16 protein-coding genes are annotated in these 19,328 nt (G+C 68.3%); 11 read left to right on the top strand and 5 right to left on the bottom strand.

Annotated features, from left to right (window positions below; translation table 11 throughout):
- Window positions 1-110 precede the first annotated feature (110 nt).
- Together AC1DW0_RS23980 and AC1DW0_RS23975 are read right to left on the bottom strand one after the other, a co-directional pair.
- Window positions 111-1,685 (bottom strand): chitinase, encoded by a 1,575-nt coding sequence (locus AC1DW0_RS23980; RefSeq protein ID WP_477948417.1) that lies wholly within the window; start codon window positions 1,683-1,685, stop codon window positions 111-113.
- Window positions 1,686-1,762: 77 nt separating this feature from the next.
- Entirely contained in the window at window positions 1,763-3,529 is a 1,767-nt protein-coding gene (locus AC1DW0_RS23975) for a glycosyl hydrolase family 18 protein (RefSeq protein WP_457321299.1), read from the bottom strand.
- A gap of 314 nt (window positions 3,530-3,843) precedes the next feature.
- Here AC1DW0_RS23975 and AC1DW0_RS23970 point away from each other — a divergent pair, with 314 nt between their 5' ends.
- From AC1DW0_RS23970 to AC1DW0_RS23930, 9 genes are all read left to right on the top strand, one after another.
- Window positions 3,844-5,112 (top strand): ABC transporter substrate-binding protein, encoded by a 1,269-nt coding sequence (locus tag AC1DW0_RS23970; protein WP_477948415.1) that lies wholly within the window; start codon window positions 3,844-3,846, stop codon window positions 5,110-5,112.
- 699 nt (window positions 5,113-5,811) lie between these two features.
- Window positions 5,812-6,702 carry a carbohydrate ABC transporter permease gene (locus AC1DW0_RS23965; RefSeq protein ID WP_477948414.1) on the top strand — a complete coding sequence of 297 codons (891 nt, stop codon included), beginning with the start codon at window positions 5,812-5,814 and terminating at the stop codon, window positions 6,700-6,702.
- Window positions 6,699-7,517 (top strand): carbohydrate ABC transporter permease, encoded by an 819-nt coding sequence (locus tag AC1DW0_RS23960; RefSeq protein WP_457321293.1) that lies wholly within the window; start codon window positions 6,699-6,701, stop codon window positions 7,515-7,517. Before AC1DW0_RS23965 ends, AC1DW0_RS23960 begins: the two co-directional genes overlap by 4 nt.
- A 9-nt stretch (window positions 7,518-7,526) precedes the next feature.
- Window positions 7,527-8,870 carry a GH1 family beta-glucosidase gene (locus AC1DW0_RS23955; RefSeq protein ID WP_477948411.1) on the top strand — a complete coding sequence of 448 codons (1,344 nt, stop codon included), beginning with the start codon at window positions 7,527-7,529 and terminating at the stop codon, window positions 8,868-8,870.
- A 121-nt stretch (window positions 8,871-8,991) separates the two neighbouring features.
- Window positions 8,992-9,897: a glycoside hydrolase family 16 protein gene (locus tag AC1DW0_RS23950; protein ID WP_457351787.1), complete on the top strand. Its 906-nt coding sequence runs from the start codon at window positions 8,992-8,994 to the stop codon at window positions 9,895-9,897.
- 2 nt (window positions 9,898-9,899) lie between these two features.
- Window positions 9,900-10,454: a hypothetical protein gene (locus AC1DW0_RS23945; RefSeq protein ID WP_477948408.1), complete on the top strand. Its 555-nt coding sequence runs from the start codon at window positions 9,900-9,902 to the stop codon at window positions 10,452-10,454.
- Between the two features lie 143 nt (window positions 10,455-10,597).
- Entirely contained in the window at window positions 10,598-11,356 is a 759-nt protein-coding gene (locus AC1DW0_RS23940) for a substrate-binding periplasmic protein (protein ID WP_457351784.1), read from the top strand.
- Window positions 11,357-11,417: 61 nt separating this feature from the next.
- Window positions 11,418-12,941 carry a hypothetical protein gene (locus tag AC1DW0_RS23935; protein WP_477948406.1) on the top strand — a complete coding sequence of 508 codons (1,524 nt, stop codon included), beginning with the start codon at window positions 11,418-11,420 and terminating at the stop codon, window positions 12,939-12,941.
- A gap of 119 nt (window positions 12,942-13,060) precedes the next feature.
- A complete protein-coding gene (locus AC1DW0_RS23930) occupies window positions 13,061-13,393 on the top strand; it encodes a hypothetical protein (RefSeq protein ID WP_457324472.1) in 333 nt (110 codons plus the stop codon).
- Between the two features lie 48 nt (window positions 13,394-13,441).
- Here AC1DW0_RS23930 and AC1DW0_RS23925 read toward each other — a convergent pair whose 3' ends face one another.
- Together AC1DW0_RS23925 and AC1DW0_RS23920 are read right to left on the bottom strand one after the other, a co-directional pair.
- On the bottom strand, window positions 13,442-14,509 hold the full coding sequence (locus AC1DW0_RS23925; protein WP_457324473.1) for an ABC transporter ATP-binding protein: 1,068 nt from the start codon (window positions 14,507-14,509) through the stop codon (window positions 13,442-13,444).
- Window positions 14,506-15,750, bottom strand: coding sequence for an ABC transporter substrate-binding protein (locus AC1DW0_RS23920; protein WP_477948403.1), 1,245 nt, complete (start codon window positions 15,748-15,750; stop codon window positions 14,506-14,508). Before AC1DW0_RS23920 ends, AC1DW0_RS23925 begins: the two co-directional genes overlap by 4 nt.
- Window positions 15,751-15,828: 78 nt before the next feature.
- Here AC1DW0_RS23920 and AC1DW0_RS23915 point away from each other — a divergent pair, with 78 nt between their 5' ends.
- Window positions 15,829-16,488 (top strand): response regulator transcription factor, encoded by a 660-nt coding sequence (locus AC1DW0_RS23915; protein WP_056193638.1) that lies wholly within the window; start codon window positions 15,829-15,831, stop codon window positions 16,486-16,488.
- On the top strand, window positions 16,485-17,867 hold the full coding sequence (locus tag AC1DW0_RS23910) for a sensor histidine kinase (protein ID WP_457390383.1): 1,383 nt from the start codon (window positions 16,485-16,487) through the stop codon (window positions 17,865-17,867). Before AC1DW0_RS23915 ends, AC1DW0_RS23910 begins: the two co-directional genes overlap by 4 nt.
- Here AC1DW0_RS23910 and pdxR read toward each other — a convergent pair.
- Window positions 17,864-19,288, bottom strand: coding sequence for a MocR-like pyridoxine biosynthesis transcription factor PdxR (gene pdxR / locus AC1DW0_RS23905; RefSeq protein ID WP_477948400.1), 1,425 nt, complete (start codon window positions 19,286-19,288; stop codon window positions 17,864-17,866). The genes AC1DW0_RS23910 and pdxR overlap by 4 nt on opposite strands.
- Window positions 19,289-19,328 lie beyond the last annotated feature (40 nt).

The raw sequence follows: 19,328 nt of genomic DNA, 5'->3' as shown, positions 1-19,328 counted from the left end.
GCGGCAACACGGGCGTGTGCCAGAACTCAGGGACGGGTGGACCCGGGGGCGTGGCCGACCAAAAGGCGAGGTGGAGCCCGCAGCGACCGCCGCGGGCTCCGGTCAATGGATCAGGGCAGCGCGTTCAACGCATTGCGCACGCCGTTGGAGAAGGACTGCCCATCCGTCTTGTCCCAGTTGATAGACCAGGTCATGACGCCCTTCAGGGTCGGGTAGGCCACCGGCGGCTTGATGGCGCCGCATTGCGTCAGCTTGGTCAGGCAGTTCAGCGCCGCCGTGATGGTGGCGAGGCTGGCCTGGCCGCTGTTGGCCGACGACGGGCCCGACGGCAGGCCGAAGGCGACCTGGTCCGGCCGGATGCCGCGGAACACATACGGCCCGCTGCCGTTGTTGGTCGTGAAGCCCTCGATCAGCATGCGGCTGGCGGCCACCAGCATGTCGGTGCTGCCCTCGGCGAGTCCCTGCGTCGCATAGGGCGTGTAGACGGCGCCGTTGTTGTAGTACTGGACATGCAGCACCGAGAGTTCGTCGCGCAGGCCGTCGATGATGGGCAGGTAGGCGCCCCAGATGCCGCTGTTGGCGACATAGCCGCCCTGCACATACGGGTGCTCCGGTGCCATCGACAGATAGAAGCTGCTGCCGATGCGGGCCTTCAGCTGCTTTACGGCGGTGACGAGGTTGGTGATCACCGGCGCGCCCGACGTGACGCCGGCGCCGCTCTCCAAGTCGATGTCGATGCCATCGAAGCCGTATTTGCGCAGGATGGCCTCGACGCTGTTGACGAAGTTCGTCACCTGGGTCGCGTTGTTCAGCGTCACCGTGCCGTTCTGGCCGCCGAAGGACAGGACAACCCTCTTGCCCTTGGCGCGGGCCGCGGCGACGTCGGCGATGAAGCGCGCTTCACCACCCGAACCCGAGTCGAGGTTGAAAGTGATGCTGCCGTTGCCGCCGTCATCGGCAAAGGCCACGACGATGACGTCATAGGCCGCCGGCACATCGCTGATCGGGAAGGTCGGCCCCGACGGGTTGGTGAAGTTGTGCCAGTAGCCGATGAGCTGGTGCTTGCCGGGTGGCGGTGCGGGCGTGGGCGAAGGTGCCGGTGTGGGCGCTGGGGTCGGCGCAGGCGTGGGAGCCGGTGTTGGCGCGGGAGTAGGCGCCGGGGCCGGTGCGGGTGTTGGCGCAGGTGAGGGCGCCGGTGTGCCGCTGACGATGGTCCAGGGCTGGCCGCTGCCGGCCGGGCCGTTGTGCGTGGATGGGTTGTCGCCCTGGGTCCACCAGTTGGCCTTGTAGTTCACGCCCTGATAGGACACGACGGCGCCGGCCGAATAGGCGGTGCTGGCGCTCCAGGTGCCGGCCGGTGCGGGAGCGGGGGCGGGCGTGGGAGCCGGTGTCGGCGCGGGTGTTGGCGCCGGCGTGGGTGCCGGTGAGGGCGCTGGGCCTGAGGCCGGGCCGATGTCCGTCCACAGCGAGGCATTGGTCGGGTTCCAGCCGGTGGATGCGTAGTCGGTCTGGTTGACGTTGGCCTTGTAGATGCGGCCGTTGTAGGCCACGACCGTGCCGGCCGTGTAATAGGTGTCGGCCTGCCAGGCCGGGTAGGTCTGGGCAAAGGCGGGGTTGCTCAGCAGCAGGGCACCAGCGAGCAGCCAGGGCGTAGCCGCGCGCGGCAAAGGTGGGCGCGAGATCATGGAAAGTCTCCGAAGGGGATGGAAAAGGCCGCCGCCCGGCAGACCGGTGCGGCGGCGATTCAGCTCAGCGGAGCTGCTTACTTCCAGGGCGCGTTCTGCAGCGCCGGGTCGTCGACGAGATTGAGCAGGCCGGCGGCCTTCTTGCCGATGGAACCCGGCGAGGCCAGGGCCGCGCTGCCGCAGCTGCCGCTCGCCGTCTTGAGGGCCTGCCACAGCATGGCGCCGTCACGTGGGTTCTTGTTGGCCAGCGTGCTGGTCGTCACCGCGTTGAGATAGCGCTCCACCGAGTAGGCCTGGTTGATGTTGGCGCCATAGCTGTTCTGCAGGATGACCGAGCCGGTGCACTGCGCGTCGGCGTTGTTGACCACCAGCTGCGCGCCGGACCAGCCTTCGGGTGCCGTCTCGAAGCCGATGGACACGATGGTGCTGGCCGGGAAGAGCTGGCGGTACTGCTTCCAGGCCGTCACACCGTCGAAGTGCTCGAAGCGCGCGTCGTAGGTCATGATGTTGACGATGTTGAACGCCGTCTTCAGCGCCGGATAGGCGTTGACGAGCAGGCGCTCGCCGCCGGCCTTGCCGCCCCAGTAGCTGGTGCCCACGCCGTTGCACTGCGCGTCGCTGCCTGTGGAGGCGGTGCAGTCCGAGCCGGACGACCAGGCGGCCACCGTCAGGATGCGGCCGCCGCCGGCCAGGTCCACCGCCTTGCGCATAGCCTTCACCGCACCGGCGTAGGCGTCGGTGGTGATGCCGTCGACCTCGTAGTCCACGTCCAGGCCGTCGAAGCCGACGTCCTTCATCAGGTTGGACAGGGCCGTGATGGTCGGGCCGCTGCCCGCATGGCCTTCAGCCGACAAGGTGCCCCAGCTGTTGTACGTCGCGCCGCCCACGGCCAGGATGACCTTGATGTTGCGGGCGTGCAGGACATCGATGGCGGCCTTGATGTCCGAGGGCCGGCCGTTGAAGTTGATGCCGGTACCCGACCAGTTGTTGGCCGCCATGCCGCCCCACGAGAAGTTGGGCTGGGCAAAGGCCGCCACCACGTGGGTGTAGTTGGCCGGGATGCGCGCGAAGTTGCTGGCAACAAAGACCTGGTTCATGGTCATGCCAGTGGCATCGAACCAGTTGTCGCTCCAGCTCGGGTAGTAGACGGTGTAGGCGCGGCCGTTCTGGTTGGCGGACTTGGCGTTCGGATCGCTCAGGCCGGGCGCCGGGGCAGGCGAGGGGGCCGGGCTGGGCGAGGGGCTCGGGGACGGCGAAGGCGAGGGACTCGGCGACGGGCTCGGGCTAGGCGCTGGGCCGGTCGTGCAGGCGCCTTGCGACGTCCAGGGTTGGCCGCTGCCGACCGGGCCGTTGTTGGTGGCCGGGTCATTGCCCTGGGTCCACCAGTTGGCCTTGTAGTTGGTCGTGCCCTTGCTGGCGATGGCGCCGCCGCTGTAGGCCGTGCTGCTGGACCAAACCGGCGCGCAGGTGCCGGTGGGTGCCGGCGCGGGGCTGGGGGCGGGCGACGGGGCCGGCGTGGGAGCGGGTGTCGGTGCAGGTGTCGGGGCGGGCGTGGGCGCAGGCGACGGCGCTGGGCCGGAGGCGGGGCCGAGGTCCGTCCACAGCGAGGTATTGGTCGGGTTCCAGCCGGTGGATGAGTAGTCGGTCTGATTGACCAAGGCACGGTAGTTGTGGCCCTGGTAGGTCACGACGGTGCCGGCCGTGTAGTAGACGTCGGGCGCCCAGGCGGGATAGGTCTGGGCCAGGGCGCTGGTGGCGCTGGCGCCGAGTGCGAAGGCGGTGGCGGTGATGGCGGCAAGGCGACGCAGTTGCTGCATCGGAATGCCGGTAGAGGGCTGCTTCATGAGAGACGTTCCTGTTGTGCCAAGGTCTCGTTGAAAAGGAGAGTCCCAACGGGGCTCTCCGGCGGCTGGCCTGCCTCTCCGTGCAGGCTCTTTGGAGCTGGTTCTAACTGGTATGCATCCAGTTTGCGACTGCTACCACCTCTTGAATACCACTTTGCCACCGGTGATTTCGGCGTCACCGGTGGAAACCCGGGGTTCGGGTGACAAAACGTTGCTGTCTCGGGTTGGGAGCCTTCGTCTGAAGTTGCCCTAGGGTTTGTGCTGCTGGGGCGTTGCACCCGCTCGAAGCACAATCTTGAAAGCGCTTTCAAACCATGTCCGGCTCCCATTCCTTCCCCCGTCGCCAGCTGCTCGCGGCCGCCCTTGGCGGCGCTGCCGGCCTGAGCCACGCCAAGGAGCAGTCGCCACTGACCGTGGCCGCATTCCCACTGGTCGACGTCATCGCCAAGGATGTGCTCAAGGGCTGGAACCAGCGTCACCCCGAGATCCGCACCGAGGTCATCAGCCGCCAGTACGACGACCACCACACGGCGATGACGACAGCGCTATCGACCTCCGGCCACTTGCCCGACGTCATCGCGCTGGAGACGAGCTACCTCGGTCGCTTCTCGCTGGGCACGGGGCTGGAGGATTTGTCGGCGCCGGCCTTTGGCGCCGAGCGCTTCAAGGACCGCTTCGTGTCCTTCGCCATCGAGACGGCGCGCAACCGCGAGGGCGCCATCGTCGCGCTGCCGACCGACATCGGCCCGGGCTCGCTGTTCTACCGCACCGACCTGCTGGCCCAGGCCGGGCTGAAGGAAACCGACCTGACGCAGTCCTGGGAGGCTTATGTCGACGCCGGCATGCAGCTCAAGGCCAAGACCGGCGCCTACCTGATCGGCGACGTGCGCCTGCTCAAGGACATCATCGTGCGCGGCGGCACGCCGCCGGGCGAGGGCCAGTTCTTCGACAATCACGGCCGGGCGCAGATCACGTCGCCGCGCTTCGTGCGAGCCTTCGAGCTGGCGCAGAAGGTGCGCCGCCAGAAGCTGGACGCGCGCGTCGAGGTCTGGTTCAACGACTGGGCCGAGATGCTCAAGCGCGGCCGCCTGGCCACCGAGCTGTCGGGCGGCTGGATGGCCGGCCAGATGGCCAACTGGGTGGCACCGCAGACGGCCGGCAAATGGCGCATCGCGCAACTGCCCGAGAACACCTACTGCTCCTACGGCGGCACCTACTACGCCATCCCGCGCCGCTCGGCGCCCGAGCGCAAGCAGCTCGCCTGGCAACTGATCCAGGAGCTGACGCTGGACCGCCAGCGCCAGCTCGAGGCCTTCAAGTCGCAAGACGCCTTCCCGGCCCTGCTGGATGCGCAGCAGGACGCCTTTTTCGACCAGCCGGTACCCTTCCTGGGCGGCCAGCACGCACGCCTGCTGTGGCGCGACGCCGCGCGGCGCATCCCCGTCGTCAAGATGCACAAGCAGCACAAGTTCGCCGACGAGGTCATCAACGCCGAGCTCGACAACGTGCTCGAGTACGGCAAGCCCATCCACCAGGCATTGGAGGATGCTCAGGCGCTGTTGGTGCACAGGGCGAATCGGTGATGGTTGCTCGTTCGAACCGGGGTGTTTTGGCCAAGCCCAGCCGGGATTTCGTCCCGGCGGCCGACCTACTTTTTGCGCCGCCAAAAAGTAGGCAAAAAGCTCTCCCCTGCGAAACCGCCCCTGTCGGGGTCCCCTGCGATGCTCGAAGCCCGGGGCCGCGCCCAACTCACTTCGCTACGCTCCGTTCAAACAAAGGGGCGCGAAGTCAGAAGTTGATGCGAGCTGCGCTCGCGCCTCGGGCTCCTGCGCTTCTCGGCGGTTTAGAAGGGGAGGCCCCGAACAGCCACAACAGCCAAACCCGAAATCGGGCTGCCACTGGGCTGTTCAATCACACCCCCTTTGAGGCCGCCGAGGAGCGCAGGACTTCAAGCCCGTTCGCGCAGCGAACCTCAAGAACTGACTCGCGACGCTTGTTTGAGCAGAGCGTAGCGGCGCGAGTTCGGCGCGCGGGCTTGAAGTCCGACGCACTGAGGCAGGACCGAGCACAGCACCTGCGTGCTGTGCGACGCCTGACGAAGGACTTGCCGCTTGCAAGCGGCAAGGCACGCAGGGCAGCCCGCTGCGAAGCTAAGGGCCGGGCGGTTCGGGGGCGACTCTTTGCCTTCTTTCTGGTCGCTCAGAAAGAAGGTCGCCCGCCGGGGCGACGTCCCGGCATGGCCATCGGCATCAACCTCCGACAGCTCGCGGAGCGCTGACCTCATGCGCATCCCTGCCTCCTGGACGCCCTACCTCCTGGTCAGCCCCTTCCTGATCCTGTTCGCCGTGTTCGGCCTGTTCCCGCTGCTGTTCTCGGCCTGGCTGGCCTTCCAGTCCTGGGAGCCGACCAGCGGCATCGACTCGATGAAGTTTGTCGGCCTCGACAACTTCGTCTTCGCGCTGACCGACGGCTGGTTCTGGAAGGCACTGCGCAACACGCTGTGGCTGGCCTTTGCGTCCGGTGCGCCCCAGCACATCGTCGCGCTGCCGCTGGCCGTCTTCCTGCACCAGGCCTTCGGGCGCTGGCGTGGCCTGTTCTCGGGTGCCTACTTTCTGCCCTACATCACATCCACGGTCGCCATCGCGATGCTGTTCGGTTCGCTGTTCTCGAACGACTACGGGCTGATCAACCAGGCCCTGCACGCGATGTTCGGCATGGAGAACATCAACTGGATGCGCTCCCCCGAGGCCATCAAGCCAGCCATCGCCCTCGTCGTGTTCTGGCGCTACGTCGGCTTCAACCTGGTGCTGTATCTCGCCGCGCTGCAGACCATCCCGAACGACCTCTACCAGGCCGCCAAGCTCGACGGCGCCAACGCCTGGCAGCAGTTCTGGCGCATCACCCTGCCCAGCCTCAAGCCCATGATCCTGTTCGGCGTCACCCTGTCCCTGATCGGCGGGCTGCAGCTGTTCGAGGAGCCCTTCATCCTGACCAATGGCAAGGGCGGTGCCGACCAGCAGGCCATGACGGTGGCCATGTACCTCTACCGCGAGGCCTTCGACTTCAGCGACTTCGGCGGCGCCAGTGCGCTGGCCTGGATCATGTTCGGCGTCATCGCGCTGCTGACCTGGCTGACCAACAAGGCCTTTGCGGACAGGCGGGTGCAGGCATGAAGAGGGTTCCGAAGTACGCGGCCTACGCGGTTGTCGGCGCTGGTGCGCTGATCATGCTGGCGCCGTTCTATTTCATGTTCGTGTTCGCGACCCAGTCGCGCACCGACATCTTCAACGTACCGCCGCCGCTGTTCTTCAGCACCGAGCTGCTCAACAACATCGCCGTGTTGACGACGCGCCTGCCGTTCTGGAAGAACGTCGGCTGGAGCCTCTACGTCGGCCTGATGTCCACGGCGCTGACGCTGCTGTTCTGCTCCATGGCCGGCTATGCCTTCGCGATGCTGGAGTTCCGCTTCAAGAAGGCGTTGTTCGCCCTCGTCATGGGGACCATGATGGTGCCCGCCTTCATGAACATGATTCCGACCTTCATGGTCATGGACACGCTGGGCTGGATAGACACCCACCGGGCCCTGTACCTGCCGGGTGCGGCCAGCGCCTTCGGCATCTTCCTGATGCGCCAGTTCGCGGCCAGCACGGTGCCGCACGAGCTGATCAACGCCGCGCGCATCGACGGCTGCAGCGAGGTGGGCATCTACTGGCGCATCGCGCTGCCGCTGATGAAGCCGGCGCTGGGCACGCTCGGCCTCATCACCTTCATCAGTTCATGGAACAACTTCATGAACCCGCTGATCGTCATGCGCACGGCCGAGAACTACACGCTGCCGCTGGCCCTGCGCAGCCTTTTCAGCACCACGAGCACCGAATGGGGCGCCCTGATGGCCGGCTCGGCCATCGCGACGCTGCCCCTGCTCGTCCTTTTCGTCATCTCGTCGCGCCAGCTCATCGCCGGCCTCACGGCGGGCGCCGTCAAATAAGAACAGTCCATGACTCCTCTGCACCGCCCTCTGCACCAGCAATTTCCGCCCAACTTTGTGTGGGGCGTCGCCACCAGCAGCTTCCAGATCGAAGGCGCCGCCCACGCGGACGGCAAGGGCGAGTCCATCTGGGACCGCTTCTGCAGGCAGCCCGGCGCTATTGCCGACGGCAGCAATGGCGAAGTGGCATGCGACCACTTCAACCGCCTCGACGAAGACCTCGACCTGATCGCGTCGCTGGGCGTCAACTGCTACCGCTTCTCCATCGCCTGGCCGCGCGTGCAGGCCAAGGGCTACGGCGACTTCAACCCCAAGGGCCTGGACTTCTACGAGCGTTTGGTGGATGGCCTTAAACGACGCGGCATCCAGGCCTTCGCGACGCTGAACCACTGGGACCTGCCGCAGGGCCTGCAGGACCGCGGCGGCTGGAACGACCGCGATACGGTGCACCGCTTCGTCGACTACGCCCGCCATGTGCAGGCCCGCATCGGCGACCGCGTCGACGGCATCACCACGCACAACGAGCCCTGGGTCGTCGCCGTGCTGGGCAATGAGCAGGGCAACTTCGCGCCCGGCATCAAGAGCCGCAGAACAGCCATCCAGGTCTGCCACCACCTGCTGCTCAGCCACGGCCTGGCCCTGCAGGCGCTGCGGGCCGACGGCGCCAGGAGCCAGCTCGGCATCGTGCTCAACCTGTCGTCCACCGTGCCGGCCACCGCCATGCCCGAGGACGTCGCCGCCGCGGCCATGGCCGACGCCCGCAGCCGCCGCTGGTATGCCGACCCGCTGTTCAAGGGCAGCTATCCCGAGGAGGTGATGGCCGAGCTGGGTGGAGACGCGCCTGTCGTGCATGCCGGCGACATGGCCGCGATCGCCCAGCCGATGGACTACCTCGGCGTCAACTACTACACCCGTACCGTCGTGTCGGCGAGCGGCGCGGACTGGAAGCCCGAGGAGCGCGGCCTGCCGGTGTCGGACATGGGCTGGGAGATCTATGCCGACGGCCTGACCGACCTGCTCGTGCTGCTGCACCGCGACTACCCCGGCCTGCCGCCCGTCTACGTGACCGAGAACGGCGGTGCCTTCAAGGACGAGACCCTGGTGGGCGGCCGCGTGCAGGACGACGACCGCATTGCCTACCTGCGCGATCACATCGCGGCGGTAGCCAGCGCCATGCGGCAGGGGGTGCCCATGGCCGGCTACATGGTCTGGAGCCTGATGGACAACTTCGAATGGGCCAGCGGTTACCTGAAGCGCTTCGGTATCGTGCACGTCGACTACGAGACGCAAGCCCGCACGCCCAAGGCCAGCGCCGAGTGGTACCGCGACTTCCTGCGCGATTGGCGGGGATAGGCCCACCCCCTACCGGCTGCGCCGGCCCCTCAAGGGGGCGTCGCCAGCGGCCTGGCAAAGCCAGTTCCGCGGCGCCCCTTGGGAAGGCACGACGCCTGACACGACAACTACGGAGACAAACATGAAACACATCACTCCCGCTCCCAGCCCCTGGCGCCATGTGCTGCCGGCCATCGCCTTCGTGCTGACAGCCTGCGGCGGTGGTGGCGGTTCGGCCACTGCTGCGCCGGCCCCCGCGCCCACCCCCGCGCCGGCCCCAGCGCCATCCAACAGCTGGACCCTGGTCTGGAGCGACGAGTTCGACGCTGCCGCCGGCACCGTGCCCAAGGCCGCCAACTGGAACTACGACATCGGCAACGCCGAGAACAGCGGCTGGGGCAACCACGAGTTTCAGTACTACACGTCCAACGCCCGCAACGCGCAGATGGACGGCAGCGGCATGCTCGTCATCACGGCCGAGAAGGCCAGCAACGCCGGCCCCTGCTGGAACGCCAAGCCTTGTGACTACACGTCGGCGCGCATCCACACCAATGGCAAGGTCGGCTTCACCTACGGCAAGGTCGAGGCGCGCATGAAGCTGCCGTCCGGCCAAGGCATCTGGCCGGCCTTCTGGGCGCTGGGCACCGACCTCGCGACGGCCGGCTGGCCGAAGTCCGGCGAGATCGACATCATGGAATTCATCGGCAAGACGCCAAACACCACCTACGGCACTCTGCATGGCCCCGGCTACTCGGGCGCCCAGGGCATTGGCAAGCCCTACGACTTCGGCAAGCCGGTCGCGGATGACTTCCACACCTACACGATCATCAAGCGGCCCAACGAGATCGTCTGGCAGGTCGACGGCGTCGACTATCACCGCCTCACGCCCGCGCTGCTGCCCGCTGGCGGCACCTGGGTGTTCGAGAAGCCCTTCTTCGTCATCCTCAACCTTGCCGTCGGCGGCGACTGGCCTGGCGCGCCGGACGCCACGACGCCGCTGCCGGCACAAATGAAGGTGGACTGGGTCAGGATCTACAAGGAGAACTGACCATGCGTCGTCTGCTTTGCGTCCTGACCCTGACCGGCGGCCTGCTCTGCGCTACGGCTGTCGCCCATGCCGTCGAAGTGAAAACCTCCTTCGGCAGCTTCAACGCTCCCGAGGGCGTGTCAGTGGTCAATCGCGAGGAGAAGCCCGACAAGGCCGGCAAGCCCACGGGGCTGGCGGTCTATTCGCGCACCGACGATCCCAAGGCCGTCTTCATCGTCTTGTGGAACTATGCCGAGCCCGATCCGGCCAAGCCCTACGACCCGCTGGATGGCGCGGTCAAGATCGGCAACCCCTTCGACAAGAAGTTGACCCGCGATGCCGCCAAGCCGGTGCTGGTGGGCGGCGTGGAAGGCGGACGCTACGAGGGCAAGCTGCCCAACGACCTGCGGGCCGTCAGCTATGTGGCCGTGAAGGGGGGCTATCGCCTCATCGTGCTGTTGAAGGCGCCGCCGGAGAGCCCCTACAAGGAGCTGTCCGACGCCTTCGCTCGGGGCGTCGAAGGGTTTGCCTGGGCGGTGCCCCTGCCCGAGCAGGCGGCCTCGGCACCGTCGCAGTGAAGCGGCCGCCTGGGCGCTGACGAACTGTTTCTTGCGCCAGGGCGCTGCAAAGATGCGTAGCATGGCGGCGGCTTTTCGATCGTGCCGGTCGTCCGCCGCATTGCGCAGGCGGCCACGGCGAAACAGCCGCCCCAGGAGGAACCGTGGTCGCCATCCGCCTGCCGCTGCGCATGCTTTGCACCGTCCTGGCTGCGATGGCGTTGGATGCCGGCGCCGCGGGCGCGCTGCCCTCCACGCTGCGGCTGGCCAGGCTGGATGGCGTACCCGATCAGCGCATAGGCAGCGAAATCCTCAAAGTCGCCTATGCGCGGCTGGGCATCGACCTGCAGTTCGTCGCCGTGCCGGCCCTGCGCTCGCTGCTCGAGTCCAGCGAGGGGCGTCTTGATGGCGAGGTCCAGCGCATCCTGAACGTCGAGGCGCAGTACCCGACGTTGCTGGCGGTCCGGCCCTCGATCAACTACATCGAGCCGGCCGCCTTCGTGAAGAAACTCGATTTCAAGATCCAGGGCTGGCCCTCCATTGCGGCCTACCAGGTCGGCATCGTGCGCGGCGTGGGCTCCTCCGAGGCGGGAACCCAGGGCATGGCCCGCGTGACGGCAGTCCCTTCGATGGAAGCCCTCATGCGCATGGTCGCCGCGGAGCGCATCGATGTGGCCGTCAACGACCGCCTGAGCGGCATGCTCATCCTTCAACAGCTGGGGCTGCAAGGCGAAGTGCACCCGCTCGATCCGCCGCTGCAGCACATCCCGCTCTACCACTTCCTGCATGTGCGGCATGCGGAGTTGCTGCCGCGGGTCGAGGAAACCCTGCGCGGCATGGCGGCCAGCGGCGAGCTGGAGCAGATTCGCTCACGCGCCGTGAAAAGGATCGTCGAGGAGTACGAAAGACGCGCCTTGCCCTGACGCCGCGCTCGCACCGTCGTCCGCGGCGACACTGCGACCGGTCCAGACGCCGATCCACCGCATGCCCTGCACGCCGTTCCACCTCCGCCCCATCCCGAAGCTCTGCCTAACCCTGTGCCTGTGCGCAGGAGGCGCCGCTGCCCAACTGCCCGAGTCCACCGGGCTGCGCCGCAACGAGGCCCTGCTGATCCTCGAATACCAGACCGTCAAGGTGCCGGGCGACCAGTCCATCGACCTGCTGGGCTTTCACGCCTACCGCAAGCTGCTCGACGGCGTCTATGTGGGTGGCGGCTTCTATGCGCCGCTTGTCAGGGGTGCCTATGGCGGCTTCGTGGCCGCGGACCTGGGCCTGCACTTCAGGCGCCCGTTGGCCGGGCCGGTATTCGCGATGGCGGGCCTGTCGGCAGGCGGCGGCGGCGGCGGGCGCAGCGTCGAGCACAGCAAGCTGCTGTCCGGCAGCGGCGGCTTTGCCAAGGGCTATGCGGGCCTCGGCTATGACTTCGGCGAGTTCACGCTGGGCGCCACGGTCTCGCGCCTGAAGTTCCGCCAGGCCATCATCGACGGCACCCAGGCCAGCCTGCTGCTGGAGGTGCCCTTCAGCTACCTCACAGGGCCGTTCTCCGGCCACGGCCAGCCCTTGCCGGCCGTGGACGACCACCGTGCTGGCGCGGAGATGGGCGAGAACATGTTGACGCTGTCCCTGGACAACTACCGGCAGCAGGATCCCCAGGGGTCGAACAGGAACACGGTGCGGCTGGCCGACCTGCAGTACGCGCACTTCTTCCGCGCCGACAGCTACTGGTTTGCCGCCCTGGGCATGGGCTACAGCGGCCTGCCGCTGTACAACCAGTTGCTGGGCGGGGTGGGCCAGCGCTGGCGCGTCGCACCCGACATCACGCTGTACGGGCAGCTGGGCCTGGGCTCGGGCGGTTATTCGTCGGATGTGATTGACACCAGTTCGGGCTTGCTGGTCTATCCCAAGGTGGCGGCGGAGTATTCGCTGACCCGCGACCTCGGTGTGGCGCTCTCCGTCGGCACCATGAGGGCGCCCAAGGGCAGCTCGCGCAACCAGACCTGGGGCCTGAGCCTGACGCACCACTTGCGTTCCGGCCGCAGCGCCGAGGCACCCGGCCCGGCCCGTTGGCAGGGCCTGCGCCTGTCGGTGCTGCACCAGACGGACCTGCACCTGAGCTACCGGGACACCGACCGCCCCTCAGTGCAGATGCTGGGCCTGCAGCTCGACGTCCCCGTCGGCCAGCGCTGGTATCTGCCCCTGCAGGCCTCGGCGGCCTACAACGCCTATCTGGGCTACCCAGGCTATGCCGAGATCCTCGGCGGCGTGGGCGTGCAGACCCTGGCGGGGCCCGATGAGCGCCTGCAGGCCTTCGGCCAGCTGATGGCCGGTGCCAATGTGCACGGCAAGTCCGCCAAGGCCAGCGCGGGTGTGCGCTGGCTGCTGGATGAGCGGCTGGCCCTGAACTTCAGCGTCGGCCGCATCGAGGCGCGTAGCGCTGGCGGTGGCCGGTTCAAGGCCGACAACCTGGCGCTGGGGCTGGACTACCGCTTCTCCATTCCGACGCGTTGAGTGGCCGCTGGCCTCGCGCGCCGATGTGCTTGCCAGGAGCTCGCTAAGCAAATCTGAGGATGTCTTGTAGATCGGGTGAAATTAGCGTCGAGCACTTCAATGAATCGCGAGGTGCTGCAATGGACGCTGGAACTCTTCTCGCCGGCTGCGGTCTATCCGCTGTGCTCGGAGCTTTCGGTCAAGGCATGCGCGCTGTTGGCGGGCTCAAGAAGCAATTTGACGAGGCCCACGAAAAGGGCAAGAAGCTGGCCGACGTCTTCGAGGGTGTCGTCTTCGCGTTCTCGCTGTTTGTCGGTGTCGTTGCAGGTGTTGCTGCCTATCTGGGCATGATCTACGGCAGCAAGGATGGCGTCGACTGGGACAAGGGGACGTCAGTCCTCGGGATCATCGCGGCCGGTTATGCCGGCGCTGATTTCATCGAAAGCTTCGCTAAGAAATACCTTCCGAAGTAGCTGCTCCAGCGGTCTCGAGCGTTTGCCGCGCTCGCGTCATTTCGTCTCTCAGCGCGCGGTCTCGATGCGCTCTCCGGCCGCATCGAACCACATCGTCCTGCCCGCATCGAAGCCGAAGCGCACCTTGGCGCCTTCCTGCACTTCAGGCTGACCCGGCAGCACGGCGGACACGGTGATGCCGGCGCAGCTCAGCCACACAACATGCTGGTTGCCCAACGGCTCGACAAGCTGGACCTCGGCCTCGAAGGACTCGCCGGCGCCGACGCGAACGTTCTCCGGCCGGATAGCCAGCGTCAGCACTTCGCCTTGCGGGCGCGCCGCGAGCACGGCGGGCAGCGGCACGCTGAAGGCGGGTGAGGCGAACACGCCGCCTTCGCCCACCTGACCCTCGATGCGGTTGATGGCCGGCGAGCCGACGAAGCCCGCCACTCGCAGGTTGTTCGGCCTCTCGTAGACCTCGGCCGGTGTGCCGATCTGCTGGATGACGCCCTGGTGCATGACGACGATGCGTGTGGCCAGCGTCATCGCCTCGACCTGGTCGTGGGTCACATAGATCATGGTGTTGCCCAGGCGGCTGTGCAGCAGCTTGAGCTCGCGGCGCAGGTCGGTGCGCAGCTTGGCATCGAGGTTGGACAGGGGCTCGTCCAGCAGCAGCACCTTGGCCTCGCGCACCACCGCGCGGCCGATGGCGACGCGCTGGCGCTGGCCGCCGGACAGCTGGCCGGGCCGGCGCTCCAGCAGCGGTGTCAGCTGCAGCATGTCGGCCGCGGCGGCGACGCGCTTTTCCAGCTCGGCCTTGGGCGTCTTGGCCATCTTCAGCGGGAAGGCGAGGTTCTCCTTCACGGTCATCGTCGGGTACAGCGCATAGCTCTGGAACACCATGCCGACGCCGCGCTGGCTGGGCTCGGCGCGGGTCATGTCCTGCTCGCCGATCTGGATGCTGCCGCCGCTGACCTGGTTCAGCCCCGCGATGGTGTGCAGCAGCGTCGACTTGCCGCAGCCCGAGGGCCCCAGCAGCACGAGGAACTCGCCGCTGTTGACGTCAAGGTCCAGCCCCTTGATGACTTCATGGTTGCCGAAGCGGATGCTGAGGTCCTGGATGTGAACGCGGGTCAAGGTTGTCTCCTGTTGTCGTCTGTGTTCTGCAAGACCCTGGCGAGGGTCTGTTGCACCGTCTGCACGGGGATGTTGCGGTTCCAATAGTCGCTGACCGCGCGTTCGAGCGCCGTCAGCTGCGCCGGCGCAAGCAGCAATTCCGTGTTGCCGACCAGCCGGCCGGCATCGCGCAGCGCCGCGGCGCCGGCCTGGGCGCAGACGTCCAGCGTGCGGGTGTCGAGGTCGGTGCGCACCGGTACCGAGCCCTTGCGGGCGCTGAAGGCGAGTTGGGTGGCGGGCGCAGTGGCGACGCGGGCCAGCAGGGCCTGGGCTGGCCGGGCGCTGCCGTCCCTGTCCTTGGGAAAGACCAGCACGTCGCCGCTGACGATGTAGGTCGAGCGCGGGCTTAAGCCCGGCGTGCAGCCATAGTCGCGGCCCGGTTGCTGGCCGGCCTGGGCGAATTCGCCCTTGGCCCAGTCGCCCATGAACTGCAGCCCCGCGCGGCCGCTGACGAGCAGGGCCGTCGTGTCAGCCCAGCTGCGCCCGGGCGAGGCCGGGTCCACATAACGGCGCAGTTTCTTGTAGCTCAGCAGCACCTGGCGCAGCGCCTCGCCCTGCACGGCCGCGGCATCGCGGTCACGCAGCACGGCCAGATACAGGTCGCGTCCGCCCTGGTTGGCCAGCAGCGCGATGAAGAGGTTGAGGTCCTGCCAGGACTGCCCGCCGTGGGCCAGCGGGATCAGCCCGGCGGCTTGCAGCTTGTCCAGCGTGGCGAAGAGCTCGTCCATGCTGCGCGGCTCGGCCTTCACGCCGGCTTTGGCCAGCGCCGCCTTGGAGCTCCACAGCCACACCGGCATGTGGATGCTGACGGGGGCGGCGTAGACATGACCGTCCACCTTCACGGCGTCCATCAGCACGGCAGGCAGCACCTCGGCCCAGCGGCCCTGGGCGGCCACGTCGTCGATGGCTTGCAACCGGCCTTCGCGCGCCAGCCGCACGAGGGCGAGGGACGGGTTGAACTGCGCCGCCATCGGCGGGTTGCCGGCGGCGACGCGCTCCTGCACGACCGCGCGCGCCTGCTCCGACGCCGTCACCGCCAGTTCGCGCCACTGGCCGCCGGCCGCGCGGTAGGCCTCGACCAAGGCCTGCTTGGCGGCCGTCTCGCCGGGCGAGATCCACCAATGGACGACGTCCGTCGGCGTCCCGGCCTGGGCCACGGCGGCAAACAGGGACGTGACAAGAAGGACGCAGGCGCGGAGCATCACGGCATCATTACCGAGAGTTAATAAACTTAATATCGTATTAACCACTAGCGCCGACGCCATTAAAGTCTGCCAACCATGAACCTGCTGCTCGCCGAAGACGACGCCCTGCTGGCTGACGCGTTGCAGCAGCAGTTGCTTAACGCCTCGTTCAAGGTCGAGTGGGCCGAGAACGGCGCCGTGGCCGAGTACCTGTTGCGCAAGCAGGACTTCGACATCGCCATCCTCGACCTCGGCCTGCCCATGGTGGACGGCCTGACCGTGCTCAAGCGCGTTCGCGAGGCCGGCCGCACCCTGCCCATCCTCGTGCTGACGGCGCTGGACGCGCTGGAGCACCGCGTCGCCGGCCTGCAGGCCGGTGCCGACGACTACCTGACCAAGCCCTTCGACTTCCCCGAGCTGGAGGCGCGCCTGCACGCGCTGCTGCGCCGTGGCCGCCCGGCCTCGCAGACCCAGCAGCTGCGCCGCCTGAGCCTGGACCGCGCCGCGCGCCGCGCCAGCGTCGGCGGCGAGCCGCTGGAGCTGAGCCCGCGCGAATGGTCGCTGCTGGACCTGCTGCTGACCGAGCGCGACCGCGTCGTCACCAAGGCGCAGATCGTCGAGGCCTGGGGCGCCGATGAAGGCGGCTCCATCGAGGTCTACATCCACCGCCTGCGCAAGAAGCTCGAAGGCTCGGGCCTGGCCGTGCGCACGGTGCGTGGCCTGGGTTATCTGCTCGAAGCCACCGCGTCATCGTGAACTCACCGGCCGGCCGCTCGCTGCACCGGCAACTGCTGTTGTGGCTGCTGCTGCCGCAGATCGTGCTGTGGCTGGTGGCGGCTTTCGGCGCCTATCGCCTGGCCAGCAGGCATGCCGACGAGCTGGTCGACAGCAGCCTCTTGCAGGCCGCCCGGGCGCTGGCGCGCCAGATCCGGCCCACGGCCAGTGGCCTCTTTGTCGACCTGCCGCGCTCGGCCCAGGACATCCTCGCTGCCGACCCCGACGACCGCGTCATGTACATGGTCAGTTCGCCGCCGGGCCAGCTGCTGTTGGGCGACGCACGCCTGCCGCCGCCACCAGGCTCGCCAGCGCTGAACGAGCCGGTGTTCTTCGACGCCACCGTGCCTGAGCGCATGCGCGTCGTGTCGCTGGACCTGCATCTGGGCGCGGCCGGCACCGCGGATTCGACGCTGCGCGTGCAGATCGCCCGCTCCAGCGCGCCGCGCGAGCTGCTGGCGCAGCGCATGCTGCTGGACACGGCCCTGCCGCTGTCCCTGCTGATCGCACTGATGAGCATGGTGGTCTGGGCCGGCATCCGCAAGGGCCTGAAGCCGCTGGCCGAGCTGCAGCAGCAGGTGGAAGGCCGGCGCGCCGACGCGCTCGACCCCGTGCAGCTGCGCGCCGCGCCGCCCGAGGTCAGCGCACTGGCCGGCGCCGTCAACGAACTGCTCGGCCAGGTGCAGCAGAGCCTGGCCACGCAGCGCCGCTTCATCAGCGATGCCGCCCACCAACTGCGCACGCCGCTGGCGGGGCTGAAGAGCCAGACCGAGTTGGCGCTGGAGGCCAACACCGATCCGGCCCTGCGCCAGCGACTGGAGCGCGTGCACGAGAGCGCCGTGCGTGGCGCGCGGCTGGTGTCACAGCTGCTGGTGCTGGCCCGCGCCGAGCCCGAGGCCGTGGCGACCCAGGGCTGGGCGGCGGTGGACTGCGACCGCCTGGTACACGAGGTCACGGCCGAATGGGTGCCGCGTGCTCTGGCCGCCGGCTGCGACCTGGGTGTGGACATCGTCAACGCGGGCCTGAGCGTGCAGGGCGTTGAGCTGCTGCTGCGCGAGGCCCTGGTCAACCTGATTGACAACGCGGTGCGCTATGCCGGCCGTGGCGCGGCCATCACCGTCAAGCTGCGCCGCGCGGGTGACGACGTGTGGCTGGACGTCGAGGACAACGGCCCCGGCCTCACGCCCGAGCTGCGCGGGCGCGCCTTCGAGCGTTTCGTGCGCGGCTCGGCCCATGGCGAGGGCTGCGGCCTGGGACTGGCCATAGCCCGTGAGATTGCAGAGCGCCACGGCGGCAGCGCCGAGTTGCTGCCGGCGGCACCCACGGGCTGCATCGCGCGTCTGACACTGCCGGCCGCCTAGGTCAGCAGCTCGGCGACGCGGCTCAGTGCCTCGGCTATGCCATCGGGCGTGACGCGCCCAAAGCCCATCAGCAAGCCGTCCCGCCCGGCCGCAAACGCCTGCAGCGGATACAGCCCCACGTCCACGCGCCGGGCCAGCGCCGCGAGCTGCGGTGCGTCGATGGCAACGCCCGGCTTGAACAGCGCCGCCTGGTGGAAGCCAGCCTCCGCGGGCAGCAGCGTCAGCCATGGCGCCAGCGGCCCGGCAAAGCCCGCCATCAGCCGCTCGCGCCGCTGTGCATACTCGGCCACGCAGCGGCGCAGATGCTTGCGGTAGTTGCCTTCGGCCATGAAGCGGGCCAGCACGTTCTGCAGCAGGCTGGGGCCGTGCACGTCGGCCAGGTGCTTGGCGTGCAGCAGCGCGTCGCGCAAGGCCGGCGGCGCGATGACATAGCCCAGCCGCAGCGACGGCGCCAGCGTCTTGGAGAAGCTGCCGACAAAGGCCACGCGGCCGTCCGTGTCCAGCCCCTGCAGGCTGTCGCGCGGCTGGCCCTCGAAGCGGAACTCGCTGTCGTAGTCGTCCTCGATGACGACGGCGCCGGTGCGCGCGGCCCAGGCCAGCAGCGCACGCCTTCGTTCCATGCCCATCGCCACGCCGAGCGGGAACTGGTGGGCCGGCGTCGTGTAGATGAGCTTGGCGTCGGGCGGCAGCGCGTCGGTCACCAGCCCCTGTTCGTCCACCGGCACGGGGGCGATGCGCGCGCCCTGCGCCTGCAGCAGCCCGGTGATGGGCGGGTAGCCGGGCGACTCGATGGCCGCCACATCGCCGGGCCCGACCAGCACGCGGATGAGCAGGTCGAAGGCCTGTTGCGCGCCCTGGGTGACGATGACGTCCGCCGCCGAGCAGCGCACGCCGCGGGCATAGGCCAGGTGTTCGGCAATCGCCTCGCGCAGCGCGGCCAGCCCGGCCGGCGGGGCATGCGCGCCGCCCTGGCCGAGCTGGCGCTGGGCCGCGTGCAGGTGGCGGCGCCAGTCCTCGTGCGGGAAGAGGGCGGGCTCGGGCGAGCCACCGATGAAATCCCAGCGCGCCAGCGGGTTGTCGGCAAAGCGCAGCAGCGGCACCGGCAGGGCCTGGAAGGCGGCGATGCGTTCGGCGCTGGCGAGGCGCGCGGTGGTTGCCACGGGCCGTTCGGCCTCGGCCGCCGGTAGCGCGCGCACAAAGCTGCCGCGCCCGCGCCGCGCCTCGATGAGCTGCTCCAGCGTCAGCCGCTCATAGGCCTCGGCCACGGTCTGACGCGCCAGGCCCAGTTGCTCGGCCAGCAGCCGTGTGGGTGGCAGCTGGGCACCGGTGGCCAGCCGGCCGCTGCGGATCAGGCCGCGCAGCTGGCGCAGCAACTGCTCGCCCAGCGGCTGGTCGCGGTCGATGACGATGTGGAGATCCATCCGGTGGCCTGCTCGATTTGGTCGGGATTGGACTGCTTGG

The organism is Roseateles sp. P4_D2 (assembly GCF_056401875.1).
This window is presented reverse-complemented; position numbering and strand designations above follow the sequence as displayed.